Annotated in this window: 13 protein-coding genes; 5 read left to right on the plus strand and 8 right to left on the minus strand. The window is 69.7% G+C overall.

Going from position 1 to position 13,694, the window contains the following annotated elements; all coding sequences use genetic code 11:
• Positions 1 to 141 precede the first annotated feature (141 nt).
• The 5 genes from ACF08B_RS09335 to ACF08B_RS09355 form a co-directional block, all read right to left on the minus strand.
• Entirely contained in the window at positions 142 to 1,287 is a 1,146-nt protein-coding gene (locus ACF08B_RS09335; protein ID WP_093477969.1) for a DUF475 domain-containing protein, read from the minus strand.
• Positions 1,288 to 1,466: 179 nt separating this feature from the next.
• Positions 1,467 to 2,045, minus strand: coding sequence for a TerD family protein (locus ACF08B_RS09340; protein WP_093477967.1), 579 nt, complete (start codon positions 2,043 to 2,045; stop codon positions 1,467 to 1,469).
• A 97-nt stretch (positions 2,046 to 2,142) separates the two neighbouring features.
• Positions 2,143 to 2,718, minus strand: a complete 576-nt coding sequence (locus ACF08B_RS09345; RefSeq protein ID WP_073893583.1) for a calcium homeostasis/redox stress adaptation protein — start codon at positions 2,716 to 2,718, stop codon at positions 2,143 to 2,145.
• A gap of 139 nt (positions 2,719 to 2,857) precedes the next feature.
• The gene (locus ACF08B_RS09350) at positions 2,858 to 3,316 is read right to left on the minus strand and encodes a peroxiredoxin (protein WP_392316804.1); all 459 of its coding nucleotides are present in this window, start codon (positions 3,314 to 3,316) and stop codon (positions 2,858 to 2,860) included.
• Between the two features lie 131 nt (positions 3,317 to 3,447).
• On the minus strand, positions 3,448 to 3,885 hold the full coding sequence (locus ACF08B_RS09355) for a DUF3052 domain-containing protein (protein ID WP_176985729.1): 438 nt from the start codon (positions 3,883 to 3,885) through the stop codon (positions 3,448 to 3,450).
• Positions 3,886 to 4,299: 414 nt separating this feature from the next.
• Here ACF08B_RS09355 and aceE point away from each other — a divergent pair, with 414 nt between their 5' ends.
• Positions 4,300 to 7,047: a pyruvate dehydrogenase (acetyl-transferring), homodimeric type gene (gene aceE, locus ACF08B_RS09360; protein ID WP_392316805.1), complete on the plus strand. Its 2,748-nt coding sequence runs from the start codon at positions 4,300 to 4,302 to the stop codon at positions 7,045 to 7,047.
• Between the two features lie 83 nt (positions 7,048 to 7,130).
• Complete coding sequence (locus tag ACF08B_RS09365; RefSeq protein ID WP_392162049.1) at positions 7,131 to 7,871, plus strand: potassium channel family protein; 741 nt, start codon at positions 7,131 to 7,133, stop codon at positions 7,869 to 7,871.
• A gap of 61 nt (positions 7,872 to 7,932) precedes the next feature.
• Here ACF08B_RS09365 and ACF08B_RS09370 read toward each other — a convergent pair whose 3' ends face one another.
• On the minus strand, positions 7,933 to 8,241 hold the full coding sequence (locus ACF08B_RS09370; protein ID WP_073893593.1) for a small hydrophobic protein: 309 nt from the start codon (positions 8,239 to 8,241) through the stop codon (positions 7,933 to 7,935).
• 236 nt (positions 8,242 to 8,477) lie between these two features.
• A complete protein-coding gene (locus ACF08B_RS09375; RefSeq protein ID WP_392316806.1) occupies positions 8,478 to 10,097 on the minus strand; it encodes an MFS transporter in 1,620 nt (539 codons plus the stop codon).
• Positions 10,098 to 10,210: 113 nt separating this feature from the next.
• Between ACF08B_RS09375 and ACF08B_RS09380 the strand changes: the two genes are divergently transcribed.
• From ACF08B_RS09380 to ACF08B_RS09390, 3 genes are all read left to right on the plus strand, one after another.
• Positions 10,211 to 10,837 carry a TetR family transcriptional regulator gene (locus ACF08B_RS09380; RefSeq protein WP_392316807.1) on the plus strand — a complete coding sequence of 209 codons (627 nt, stop codon included), beginning with the start codon at positions 10,211 to 10,213 and terminating at the stop codon, positions 10,835 to 10,837.
• Between the two features lie 140 nt (positions 10,838 to 10,977).
• Positions 10,978 to 12,195: an alpha/beta hydrolase gene (locus ACF08B_RS09385; protein ID WP_392316808.1), complete on the plus strand. Its 1,218-nt coding sequence runs from the start codon at positions 10,978 to 10,980 to the stop codon at positions 12,193 to 12,195.
• A 66-nt stretch (positions 12,196 to 12,261) separates the two neighbouring features.
• Positions 12,262 to 13,107: a DUF4429 domain-containing protein gene (locus ACF08B_RS09390; RefSeq protein ID WP_392316809.1), complete on the plus strand. Its 846-nt coding sequence runs from the start codon at positions 12,262 to 12,264 to the stop codon at positions 13,105 to 13,107.
• On the opposite strand, the gene ACF08B_RS09395 is transcribed toward ACF08B_RS09390, so the two are convergent.
• Positions 13,104 to 13,619 (minus strand): MerR family transcriptional regulator, encoded by a 516-nt coding sequence (locus tag ACF08B_RS09395; RefSeq protein ID WP_392316810.1) that lies wholly within the window; start codon positions 13,617 to 13,619, stop codon positions 13,104 to 13,106. The genes ACF08B_RS09390 and ACF08B_RS09395 overlap by 4 nt on opposite strands.
• Positions 13,620 to 13,694: the final 75 nt, after the last annotated feature.

Here is a 13,694-nt window from a genome sequence, read left to right on the forward strand (position 1 = left end):
CCCCAGGTGTTCGTCCGCAACGCCTTCGGGGCGGCCGACCACGTCGGCCGCCCCGAACAGAGCGTTCCTCACCGGGCGGGGCGTCACACCCCGTCCCGTCCCTGATCATGCCCCTAGGGGGCGCGCAGGGGTCGCCGGTCGTCAGACTCCGGAGGAGATCTCAGCCTTGTCGTCCGAGCCCGCGTTTCCCTCGGCGTCCGCCAGCGCGCGGTTGCGGCGGACGGAGGACCAGAAGGACCAGGCGATCAGGACGACACCGACGAGACCGGTGATGACCTCGTTGATCTCGTACTGGATGGTGACCATGAGGATCACGGCCAGGGCGCCGATGGCGTAGTGGGCGCCGTGCTCCAGGTAGACGTAGTCGTCGAGGGTGCCCTGGCGGACCAGGTACACGGTCAGCGACCGGACGTACATGGCGCCGATGCCGAGGCCGAGGGCCATCAGGACGATGTCGTTGGTGATGGCGAAGGCGCCGATGACCCCGTCGAAGGAGAAGGACGCGTCCAGGACCTCCAGGTAGAGGAACATGAAGAACGCGGCCTGGCCGGCCAGCACGACGGCGGGCTTCTTCTTGCCGGTGCGGGCGGCCTCTTCCTCCGCCTCGTGCTCGCGCTCCTCCTCTTCCTCCAGCTTGTCCTCGAAGTAGCCGGACAGGCCGCCGACGATCATGTAGGTGATCAGGCCGGCGATGCCGGCGATCAGCACCGTCTGCGCCTTGTCGACGTGGGCGCCGCCGTGCTGGTGGGCGTGCGTGGCGAAGGTGAAGGAGGTGATGAGCAGGACGATCAGGGCGATGCAGACCGACAGCATGTCGACCTTGCCGAGCTTGGCCAGGGGCCGCTCGATCCAGCGCAGCCACTGGATGTCCCGGTCCTCGAAGATGAAGTCGAGGAAGATCATCAGCAGGAACATGCCACCGAAGGCCGCGATCGCCGGGTGGGCGTCGGTGACCAGTTCCTGGTAGTGGTCCTTGTTGTTCAGGGCGAGGTCGACGGCCTCGATCGGGCCCATCTTGGCGCTGATGGCGACGATGACGACGGGGAAGACCAGCCGCATGCCGAAGACGGCGATCAGCACGCCGACCGTGAGGAAGATCTTCTGCCAGAAGGCATTCATCTTCTTCAGGATTCCGGCGTTGACGACCGCGTTGTCGAAGGACAGCGAGATCTCGAGGATGGCGAGGATCGCCACGATGCCGAAGGCGGTCCACCCCCCGTAGAACGCCGCCGCGACCAGGCCGAGCGCGGTGACCGCGAACGACCAGCCGAAGGTTTTCAGAAGCACTGGCTACCCAATCGTGTGTTGGGGGTACCCCCAGACGGAGTCTGAGGACGGGTCTCCCCCGCGCCGTACTCGGCTTTGCTAAACGTTGACCACGAGTCTAGAGGGGCACCCTACCGGCGGTACCGGTCAGGGCAACCCTCGTGGGAAAAGCCTCAGCACGGGCCAGGGGGAGGCACCGCCTAGGAGACGTTCACCCCGAAGTCCAGGGCGATGCCGCGCAGACCCGACGCGTACCCCTGCCCGACGGCCCGGAACTTCCACTCGCCCTGGTAGCGGTACAGCTCGCCGAAGATCATCGCGGTCTCGGTGGAGGCGTCCTCGCTGAGGTCGTAACGGGCCAGTTCCTGGCCGTCGGCCTGGTTGGCCACCCGGATGAAGGCGTTGGAGACCTGGCCGAAGGTCTGACCGCGCTCGTCCGCCATGTGGATCGAGACCGGGAAGATGATCTTCTCGCAGTGCGCCGGCACCTTGGCGAGGTCGACCAGGATCGACTCGTCGTCGCCCTCGCCCTCACCGGTGAGGTTGTCACCGGTGTGCTCCACGGAGCCCTCGGGGCTCGTGAGCTGGTTGTAGAACACGAAGTACTCGTCGCCCAGAACCCGGTTCCCGGCGCCGCACAGCAGGGCGCTGGCGTCGAGGTCGAAGGGCGCGCCGGTGGTGGAGCGCGCGTCCCAGCCGAGTCCGATCAGGACGTTGGTGAGGTTCGGTGCGGCCTTGGAGAGGGAGACATTGCCCCCCTTGGCGAGCGTGACGCCCATGTTGCTGGTCCTCCCCTAGTGGTGCTTCTTCGGTTGTCCTGCGCGTCCGGCGCCGACCGTAAACGGTCGGCGCCGGAATGGTGCGGGGCTGTCGGTGTCAGACGTTGACGCCGAAGTCCTGGGCGATGCCTCGCAGGCCGGAGGCGTAGCCCTGGCCGATGGCCCGGAACTTCCACTCCGCCCCGTGCCGGTAGAGCTCCCCGAAGACCATGGCGGTCTCGGTGGAGGCGTCCTCGCTCAGGTCGTAGCGCGCGATCTCCTGCTCGCCCGCCTGGTTCACCACGCGGATGAACGCGTTGCGGACCTGGCCGAAGGACTGCTGGCGGTTCTCGGCGTCGTAGATCGACACCGGGAAGACGATCTTCTCGATGTCAGCCGGGACGCCGACCAGGTTGATCTTGATCTGCTCGTCGTCGCCCTCGCCCTCACCGGTGATGTTGTCACCGGTGTGCTCGACGGAGCCGTCGGGGCTCTTGAGGTTGTTGAAGAAGACGAAGTGCTGGTCGCTCGCGACCTTGCCGGAGTTGTTGAGCAGCAGCGCGCTGGCGTCGAGGTCGAAGTCGGTGCCGGTCGTGGTGCGCACGTCCCAGCCCAGACCGACGATGACGGCGGTCAGGCCCGGGGCCTCCTTCGTCAGCGATACGTTGCCGCCCTTGCTGAGGCTGACTCCCACGGGTCCTCCATGTGGTGTCCAGGGGCGGGGAGCCCCGGTCTGCTTCGGTTATGGGATCAACGTGCCGATCCTAGTGACGGGTTCCCGTGCCTCGCAGACGTTGGAGCCGACGAATCACAGGTGTCGACCCGCGGTCGGCCTACAGGGTGTCCAGAGCCCTCACGTACGCGTCCAGGTCACGGGCGTCCGGCAGGCCGTTCACCACGGTCCACCGCACGACGCCCTCCTTGTCGACGATGAAGGTGCCCCGCACGGCGCAGCCCTTGTCCTCGTCGAAGACGCCGTACGCGCGCGAGACGTTGCCGTGCGGCCAGAAGTCGCTGAGCAGGGGGTACTCCAGCTCCTCCTGCTCGGCGAAGACGCGCAGGGTGTGGATGGAGTCGTTGGAGACGGCGAGCAGCTGGGTGTCGCGGTCGGCGAACCTCGGGAGGTTGTCGCGCAGCTCGCACAGCTCACCGGTGCAGACACCGGTGAAGGCGAAGGGGTAGAAGAGCACGACCACGTTCTTCTCGCCGCGGAAGTCGGAGAGCCTCACGGTGCGGCCGTGGTTGTCCTTGAGCTCGAAGTCGGGCGCCTTGTCGCCGACCTGGATCGCCATCGTCGTGCATCCCTTCGGTGGGCCGTTCGGATGAGGGCACAGCAAACGCTGGGCCCCACCCTACGCAGCGGGCACCGAGGTGTTCCGGACGGGCCGGGGCGAAGCCGGCCCGTCCGGGAGTGACGTGTCGGTCACCGCTTCGACTTGGCCGCCTTCGGCGTCGCCAGACGGGAGCCGCTCCAGTCCTTGCCCACACTGACGCTCTTCGACGCCGTGAGGCCGGCCGTGGTGGCGGCGTCCTGGATGTCGCTCGGCTCCACGTACCCCGAACGGCCGGTCTTCGGCGTCAGGAGCAGGATCGCGCCGCCCTCTTCGATGTACGTGGTGGCGTCCACCAGCGCATCCGTCAGGTCGCCGTCGTCGTCACGGAACCACAGCACAACGGCGTCGGCCACGTCGTCGAATTCCTCGTCCATCAGGTCGCCCTCGACGGCTTCCTCAATGGCCTTGCGGAGCTCCTGATCGACGTCGTCGTCGTAGCCGATCTCCTGGACCACCTGCCCGGGCTGGAACCCCAGCCTGGCGGCAGGGTTCGTCCGCTCCTCCGCGTGGTCCGCGGTCGCGCTCACGGGTTGCCTCCTGATCATGTCTTGGTGAATATCTCAGCCACGCGCGTGCGCGAAGCATTGGCCGTAGTCCACACGTGCGGGACGGATCGCGCAAGTACCCGGCCGCCGGGACCGCCGAAACGGTGACGATCCCGGCCGTGTCGACGCAACTCCTGGCACCGTATCCCGATTCTCCATGGCTCACATCACGCCGAAGTGCCCGGAATGCCACGTTCGGAATCATGCGTTGTCACGCCTCTCGAACAACTTTGCCAATCACGTCACACCCCGGGCGTATCGTTGCGTTTTGACCGGCACTGTGCACCGTTACCCCGCAGTAGAGATGACGTACGTGTTCCCGAGGTACACGATGGGGAACGGTGCAGGCACGACAGGACATGTGAAACAGCGGCCCTCCGACAGGTAAGGAACAGCGTGGCTTCCGGATCCGATCGCAACCCGATCATCATTGGCGGCCTTCCGAGTCAGGTTCCTGACTTCGATCCCGAAGAGACCCAGGAGTGGCTCGACTCGCTCGACGCCGCCGTCGACGAGCGCGGCCGGGAACGGGCCCGTTATCTCATGCTGCGCCTGATCGAGCGGGCTCGCGAGAGGCGCGTGGCCGTGCCCGAGATGCGCAGCACGGACTACGTCAACACGATCCCGACCAAGAGCGAGCCGTTCTTCCCGGGCAACGAGGAGATCGAGCGCCGGATCCTGAACGCCACGCGCTGGAACGCGGCCGTGATGGTCTCGCGCGCGCAGCGGCCCGGCATCGGCGTCGGCGGCCACATCGCCACCTTCGCGTCCTCCGCCTCGCTGTACGACGTCGGCTTCAACCACTTCTTCCGGGGCAAGGACGAGGGCGACGGCGGCGACCAGGTCTTCTTCCAGGGCCACGCCTCCCCCGGCATCTACGCGCGCGCCTACCTGCTCGACCGGCTCACCGACACGCAGCTCGACGGCTTCCGCCAGGAGAAGTCGAAGTACCCCGAGGGCCTCTCCAGCTACCCGCACCCGCGCTCGATGCCGGACTTCTGGGAGTTCCCGACCGTCTCCATGGGCCTCGGCCCGCTCGGCGCGATCTACCAGGCGCGGATGAACCGCTACATGCAGGCGCGGGGCATCGCCGACACCTCCCGGTCGCACGTGTGGGCGTTCCTCGGCGACGGCGAGATGGACGAGCCCGAGTCGCTCGGCCAGCTCAGCCTGGCCGCCCGCGAGGGCCTGGACAACCTGACCTTCGTGGTCAACTGCAACCTGCAGCGACTCGACGGCCCGGTGCGCGGCAACGGCAAGATCATCCAGGAGCTGGAGTCGGTCTTCCGGGGCGCCGGCTGGAACGTGATCAAGCTGATCTGGGACCGCTCCTGGGACCCGCTGCTCGCCCAGGACCGTGACGGCGTCCTGGTCAACCGGATGAACACCACCCCGGACGGGCAGTTCCAGACCTACGCCACCGAGTCCGGCTCCTACATCCGCGACCACTTCTTCGGCGACGACCACCGGCTGCGCGCGATGGTCGAGAACATGAGCGACCACCAGATCCTGATGCTGGGCCGCGGCGGGCACGACCACCGGAAGATCTACGCGGCGTACAAGGCGGCCCTGGAGCACACGGGCCAGCCGACGGTCATCCTGGCCAAGACGGTCAAGGGCTGGACGCTGGGCCCGAACTTCGAGGGCCGCAACGCCACGCACCAGATGAAGAAGCTGACGGTCGACGACCTCAAGCGCTTCCGGGACCGCCTGCACCTGCCGATCTCCGACAAGGAGCTGGACTCCGGCCTGCCGCCGTACTTCCACCCCGGCCGGGACTCGGAGGAGATCCAGTACATGCACGACCGCCGCAAGCAGTGCGGCGGGTACGTGCCGACGCGGGTCGTGCGCGCGAAGCCGCTGCAGCTGCCGGACGACAAGGCGTACGCGACCGTGAAGAAGGGGACGGGCCAGCAGTCCATCGCGACGACGATGGCCTTCGTGCGTCTCCTCAAGGACCTCATGCGGGACAAGGAGATCGGCAAGCGGTTCGTGCTGATCGCGCCGGACGAGTACCGCACGTTCGGCATGGACTCCTTCTTCCCGAGCGCGAAGATCTACAACCCGCTGGGACAGCAGTACGAGTCGGTGGACCGGGAGCTGCTCCTGGCCTACAAGGAGTCGCCGACCGGCCAGATGCTGCACGACGGCATCTCCGAGGCGGGCTGCACGGCCTCGCTGATCGCGGCCGGCTCGGCGTACGCCACGCACGGCGAGCCGCTGATCCCGGTGTACGTCTTCTACTCGATGTTCGGTTTCCAGCGCACCGGCGACCAGTTCTGGCAGATGGCCGACCAGCTGGCGCGCGGTTTCGTCCTGGGTGCGACCGCCGGACGTACGACCCTGACCGGTGAGGGCCTGCAGCACGCGGACGGCCACTCCCAGCTGCTCGCCTCGACCAACCCGGCCTGCGTGGCGTACGACCCGGCCTACGCCTACGAGATCGCGCACATCGTGCAGGACGGCCTGCGCCGCATGTACGGCTCCTCGCCCGAGCACCCGCAGGGCGAGGACGTCTTCTACTACCTGACCGTCTACAACGAGCCCATCCAGCACCCGGCCGAGCCGGCCGGCGTGGACGTCGAGGGCATCGTCAAGGGCGTGCACCGGATCGCCGAGGCCACGGGCGGCTCGATCCCGGCGCAGGTCATGGCCTCCGGTGTCGCGGTGCCGTGGGCGCTCGAGGCGCAGCGGATGCTCGCCGAGGACTGGGACGTCCGGGCGGACGTGTGGTCCGCGACCTCGTGGAACGAGCTGCGCCGCGAGGCCGTGGCGTGCGAGGAGCACAACCTGCTGCATCCGGAGGAGGAGCAGCGGGTGCCGTGGGTGACGCGGAAGCTCAGCGGCTCCGAGGGGCCGTTCGTGGCGGTGTCCGACTGGATGCGCGCGGTTCCGGACCAGATCGCACGCTGGGTGCCGGGCACCTTCCAGTCCCTCGGCGCCGACGGCTTCGGCTTCGCGGACACCCGGGGTGCCGCGCGCCGCTTCTTCCACATCGACGCCCAGTCGATCGTGGTCGCGGTGCTGACGGAGCTGGCGCGCGAGGGCAAGGTCGACCGGTCCGTGCTGAAGCAGGCCATCGACCGGTACCAGCTGCTCGACGTCTCGGCGGCGGACCCGGGCGCGGCGGGCGGCGACGCCTGACCGTGCCGCTGCGCTGAGCCGGGCCCACGGGGGCGGTGGAGTTCGATCCTCCACCGCCCTTACCTTTTCTTTACGATGCGTGCATGGAACGACAACCGGCGCAGGCGGCCTGGGAACGGCGTACCCAACGGCCCCTGCTGGGGCTGGCGGTGGCGTTCGCCGTCGCGTACGCGGTGCCGATCGTGGACGGATCCGCGGGAGACTCGCTGACGACCGCGTGCACGACCGTCGAATGGGCGGTGTGGGGCGCGTTCGCGGTGGACTACGTCGTGCGGCTGGCGCTCGCGTCCCACCGCCGGGAATTCGTCCGACGGCACTGGCCCGACCTGATCGCCGTGGTGCTGCCGGTGCTCCAGCCACTGCGGCTGCTGCGGCTGGTGTCCACGCTGCTGCTGGTGGGGCGGCGGGCGCGGATGGCTCCGCAGATCCGGCTGACGACGTACGTCGTGGGATCGGTGGTCGGGCTGCTGATGTTCGGCTCGCTCGCGGTGCTGTCCGTGGAACGGGACTCGCCGAACGGGAACATCCGGACGCTGGGTGACGCCGTCTGGTGGTCGTTCACGACGATGACGACGGTCGGGTACGGGGATCACGCACCGACGACCGGGCTGGGGCGGATGATCGCGGTCGGCCTGATGCTGTCCGGGATCGCCCTGCTGGGTGTGGTCACCGCGAACATCGCCGCGTGGTTCATCGCCCGGTTCGAGAAGGACGACGTGGAGGAGCGGCGGCAGACAGAGGCGATCGCCTCGCTGACCGAGGAGGTCCGGCTGCTGCGGGCGGAGGTGGCCCGGCTGACGGAACGACAGGAGCAGCCGCGCTGAACGCGGCGCCGGCGGGGTCCGCGCCCCGCCGGGGCGCGGACCCGCGCGGCCGCGACACCCGCTACAGGAGCCCGTGGCCCCAGGTGGCGGCGCCCGCCAGGGCGACGATCGCCAGCAAGGTGTCGATGGCGCCCAGGATCAGGGCCACCAGGGCCGGGATCTCACGGTCGTTGGACCATTTGCGGCCCATGGACTGCCAGCCGCAGAACATCGCGACCGGGCCGAGGACGATGCCCAGCGCGAAGAAACCCGCCACCGCGCAGATGGCACCGATGATCCCGAGCGTCGCGCGGTCCGGCCCGGACCGTTGCCACGTCCGACCGCGTGACCGGGGGTACCCGCGCGTTCCGTGCCCGAAGCCAGCCATCATCAACTCCCTGAGGCCTGTGGACAGTTCGGCTTCGATGTGCGGGTACCCCGATTGCGCCGGGGCAGACCTGCGCGCGCCGCCCCCCTCCGGCAGCGCGCGCCACGGCCCGGCCGTCCTCCCATGCCCTGCGGAGGACTTGACCCACTGTGACCTGTGGCGCGCGCCCGGGGCGAGGGATCTTGAGCGCCGTCACCCTGATGAGCGAATTCCGCCCGCTGAGGGGGGACGCGCGGGGATCAGATGTGACCCACGCCCGCGCCCGCCTCCGCGTTGGCGCCCCGCTTGGTGAGCAGCGCGACGAGCACGGCGACCGTCGCCACGCCGGCCGCCACCAGGGAGGCGAGGCTCATGCCGGAGATGAAGGTGTCGTGGGCAACCTGGGTGATCTTCGCGGCGATCGGCTCCGGGGTGCCCTGCGGCACCGGGGCCACGCCGACCTGGACCGCCTCGGACGCCTGGTCCAGCTGGGCCGGCGTCAGCTTCGGCAGCCCCGCGCCGGTCCAGTTGCCGGGCAGGTCGCTGTCCACCTTGGAGGCCATCACGGCACCCAGCACGGCCGTGCCGAGGCTGCCGCCGATCTGCATGGCCGCCTGCTGGAGGCCGCCCGCCACACCGGACAGCTCCATCGGGGCGTTGCCGACGATGACCTCGGTGGCGCCGACCATCACGGGGGCGAGACCGAGGCCGAGCAGGGCGAACCAGACCGACATCACCGCGCTGCCGGTCCCGGCCTCCAGCGTCGACATGCCGTACATGGCGACCGCGGTCACGGCCATGCCGCCGGCCAGCGGGATGCGCGGGCCGAGCTTGGTGATCGCGGCGCCCGCCAGCGGGGAGCCGACGATCATCATGCCGGTGAGCGGCAGCAGGTGCAGGCCCGCGTCGACGGGGCTCATGCCGTGCACCTTCTGGAGGTAGAAGGTGACGAAGAAGAGGCCGCCCATGAAGGCGATGGCCATGAGGACCATCAGCACCACGCCCGCGGACAGCGGGACCGAGCGGAACAGGCCCAGCGGGATCAGGGGTTCGGCGACCTTCGTCTCCCAGAAGGCGAACAGACCGAAGAGCAGCACCGACGCCGCGAGGAACGCCCACGTCATGCCGTCGCCCCAGCCCCAGGTCGGCGCCTTGATGAGGGCCCACACCAGGCAGAACATGGCGCCGGAGAGCAGCACGATGCCGGGGATGTCGAAGGAGCGCGGGGCGTTCTTCGCGCGGTGGTCCAGCAGGATCAGCGCGCCGAGGACGAGGGCGAGCACGCCGACGGGCACGTTGATGAAGAACACCGACTGCCAGTTGACGTGCTGGACCAGGACGCCGCCGAGGATCGGGCCGCCCGCGGTGGAGGCGCCGATCACCATGCCCCAGATGCCGATCGCCATGTTGAGCTTCTCGGCGGGGAAGGTGGCGCGCAGCAGGCCGAGGGCGGCCGGCATCAGCAGCGCGCCGAACAGGCCCTGGAAGACGCGGAAGGTGACGACCGCGGCGATGCTGTGGGACAGGCCGATGGCACCGGAGGCCGCGGCGAAGCCGGTCACGCCGATGAGGAAGGTCTGCCGGTGGCCGAAGCGGTCACCCAGCTTGCCGGCGGTGATGAGCGTGACGGCGAGGGCCAGGAAGTAGGCGTTCGTGATCCACTGCACGTCGGCGAAGGTCGCGTGCAGGTCGTCCCGGATCGCCGGGTTGGCGATCGCCACGATGGTGCCGTCGAGGGCCACCATCATGACCCCTACGGCGACGGTGAGAAGAGTGAGCCATGGATGGCCGCGCAGGCCGGCGGCCGGGGTCGCCTCCGACGGGGCTGCCGGCGCCTTGTCCCCCGGCCCCGTGGTGTCGACGGTGGTCTGACTAGTCATACCTTCGAGGCTAGTGACAGCCACTGACAGTTGACAAACCAATTCACTAGTCGGTAACTGACAGGACACCGGCACAAGGGACGAGCCGGTCGGAAATTCACGGAAGAGAGACCATGGAGACGCTGCGCGAGCGCAAGAAGCGGCGTACCCGGGAGGCGCTGCTGCGGGCCGCTCTCGAACTCTTCACCACGCACGGGTACGAGCACACGACCGTCGACGAGATCGCGGAGGCCGTCGACGTCTCGCAGCGCACCTTCTTCCGGTACTTCGCCGGCAAGGAGGACGCCGCGTTCGCGGTCCAGGCGATGACGGAGGCGCACTTCGTGGCCGCCGTACGCGCGCGTCCGGCGCACGAGGCGCCGATGGAGGCGCTGCGGCAGGCGGTCCTGGAGGGCTGGGACGCCATCCGGGAGACGGTCGAGTCGACCGTCCCCGTCGAGCTCTACCTGCGCATGTACCGGACGATCGAGTCCACGCCCGCACTGCTCGCCGCCCATCTGCGCCGCTCGGCCACGACCGAGGAGACGATCGCGCGCGTGCTGGCCGAGCGCGAGGGGGTGGACGTGGACGCCGACCCGCGGCCGAGGCTGGCCGTGGCCGTGTTCGGCGGGGTGATAAGGGTCACCGAACGGCAGTGGAGCACCGGCGGGGACTTCAGCCTGGAGGCGATCCGCGCGCTCACCGCGGCGTACCTCGATCAGGTGGGTTCCGCGCTGACCGGGAACTGGCGCACGGTCTGAGGTCGTTGGCCCGACGTCCCCGAAGATCGACCCGTCGACCGCCCCGCAGATCACCGGCCGAGTGTTCGGTGCGCACCGAAACGTGATCCCCGTCACTCGGTTACCCCGAGACCCTCCCGTTCTCCTAGTGTGTCCTCCCAGTGACTTCCTTCGACACCTCCCCGCCACTCAACGTCTGGCGCGCACTGCTGGCGCTGTCCGTCGTGTTCGTGATGCTCGCGACCACCGGCTGGACCGCCATGCGCAGCCACCGCGACTCGGGCGCGCTGCAGGCCTCGCTCACCAAGTGGGAGCACGGTCGTGTGCACGGCTTCCCGCTGCCGGACCCGGAGTCCGCCCCGGCACGGCTCGGCCGGTTCTTCGCCTCGCTGTCCGCCGCGGACCGCGACCGGCTCGCCCACCGCTACCCGCTCGCGGTGGGCAACATGAACGGCGCGCCCGTCAGCCTGCGCTACAAGGCCAACCACATCGCGCTGGACCAGGCCCGCAAGGTGGAGAAGAAGCGCATGCACGACAACCGGCTCAGTGCGGCCGGTCAGCAGGACGCGGGACGCCGCATGCACCGCTACGAGTCGCTGCTGAGCCGCGGCCGGCACATCCTGGCGTTCGACCCCGCCGGTTCGGGCCGGATCGCGGAGGTCTTCGGGAACCTCGACCGGGCGCAGCGGGTCTCGGTCGTCGTCCCCGGTGTCGACACCGACCTGCTCACCTTCCAGCGGACGTACCGCAGGTACACGGCGCCGGTCGGCATGGCCAAGGCGCTCTACTCGGCCCAGCGCGACGCCGGCCCCTCGACGCGTACGGCCGTGATCGCGTGGGCCGACTACACCGCGCCGGACGGGCTCGGTGTGGACGCGGCCACCGGCCTGCGCGCCCAGGAGGGCGCCGTGCGGCTGAACGGCCTGCTGCGGGCGCTGCCGGGCCGCGCCCGGGTGGCGATGGTCTGCCACAGCTACGGCACCGTGGTCTGCGGGGTCGCCGCCCACGACATGCCGCGCCGGGTGACCGACATAGCGGTGGCCGCGAGCCCCGGCATGCGGGTCACCAGGGCGGACCGGCTGGGCACCACGGCCCGGGTGTGGGCCATGCGGGACGCCACGGACTGGATCCAGGACGTGCCGTACCTGGAGCTCGGCGGGCTCGGGCACGGGGCCGACCCGGTGTCCTCGGCGTTCGGCGCGCGGGTGCTGTCCGCGCGGGACGCGCAGGGGCACGCCGGCTATTTCCAGCCGGGCACGGACAGCCTGCGCAACCTCGCCGACGTCGGCGTGGGGGCGTACGACGCGGTGACGTGTGCCCATGAGAACGATGCGTGCCGGGCCGGTCTGCCCGGCACGACGACGGCCGGACGCGCGTAGAGACAACAGGAAGTGCGGTCTGCGCGGGTGGCGACGGAGGAGCACGTGCCGCATACGATGAGCCGCATGGGTGACGTACTGGCGGGTTTTCATGCCGTCTGGGAGTTCGAGTCCGACTCCGTGCTCATCCGCTACGAACGGGGGATTCGAACACCCAGGCTCTTCCAGGCACTCGGGGAACGGCGCATCCCGCTGTCCGCGGTCGAGGACGTGACGCTCACGCCGGGCAGGCGCGGCACCGTCGTCCTGCGCCTCGTGCCCCGGGCCGGCGCCGACCCGCTGATGGAGGCGGCCGCCGGCCAGCTCAAGGAGGGCTCCGACCCGTACCGGCTCGTGCTGTCCGCCGACCGGGAGACCCTCGCCGAGTACTACGCGGACGAGGTGAAGGGCCTGCTGACCGGTTCCGGCCCCGTGGAGCGGCACCTGGTCGCGGTGCCCGAGGCGCCGCTGCACTTCAAGGCCGCCGACGCCAAGGCCTCCTTCGACGGCACGTCGGTGCAGTTCCGCTGGTCCTGGACCGGTGCCTCCTCGGCGAAGTGGAAGGCCGGCGACCAGAGCTTCCCGGTGGCCGGGCTGAGCGGGGTGGAATGGCGCTCGCCGGAGGTCTTCGAGGGGCACCTGCGGCTGCTGCCGCGCGAGGCGGGCGCCGAGCGGCCGTCCCAGCCCGACCAGGACCCGGCCTCGGTGGTCTTCGGGCTCGGGTACGGGCCGGTGCACGAGTCGCTGCCGTTCGCGGCGGCCGTACTGGCGGCGGTCCGGACCCGGCCGACGTCGGCGGTGCCGGTCCCGGCGCGCCGGGACCCCGCCGACATCGCCGAGCGGATCCGGCACCTCGGGGAGCTGCACCAGGCGGGGCTGGTCACGGACGAGGAGTTCTCGTCGAAGAAGGCCGAGCTGCTGGCCGAGCTCTAGCGGCCGTCGGCCGCGGGGCGCAGGGTGTCGGCCGTGGGGCGCAGGGTGTCCGGTGCCGGCGTCTCCGTGGCGTAGAAGCTGATCTTCCGGTCCAGGACCCCGAGGGTGTCGTGCAGTTCCGCGATCCGGGCCAGCACGTCCGTGCGGGTCGACTCCAGCAGCTCCCGCCGCTCCGCGTACGTGCTCTCGCCCTCCCGCACCAGTTCCGCGTAGCGGACCATGTCCGCCACCGGCATGCCGGTCAGCCGCAGTTTGCCCACGAAGTCCAGCCAGTCCAGGTCGCGGTTGCTGTAGCGGCGCTGGCCGGTGTGCGAGCGGTCGACGTGCGGCATCAGGCCGATCCGCTCGTACCAGCGCAGGGTGTGCGCGGTGAGGCCGGTGAACGCGACGACCTCGCTGATCGTGTAGCGGTCCTGGCCGTCGGGGCGTGGATGGCGCCGGGGCGGGGCGGCGCAGATGTCGACGGGGTCGGTGGGCGCGGTGTCCGCTGGCGTGGTCTGCATCACCGTCATGCCCCCACGCTATGACCTTCGAGTGCACTCCAAGCAAGCGGACCCGGGTAAGAAATCCACGGGACGGACGCGGGA

The sequence above is a fragment of the Streptomyces sp. NPDC015139 genome (assembly GCF_043079785.1).
Classification (GTDB): domain Bacteria; phylum Actinomycetota; class Actinomycetes; order Streptomycetales; family Streptomycetaceae; genus Streptomyces; species Streptomyces albidocamelliae.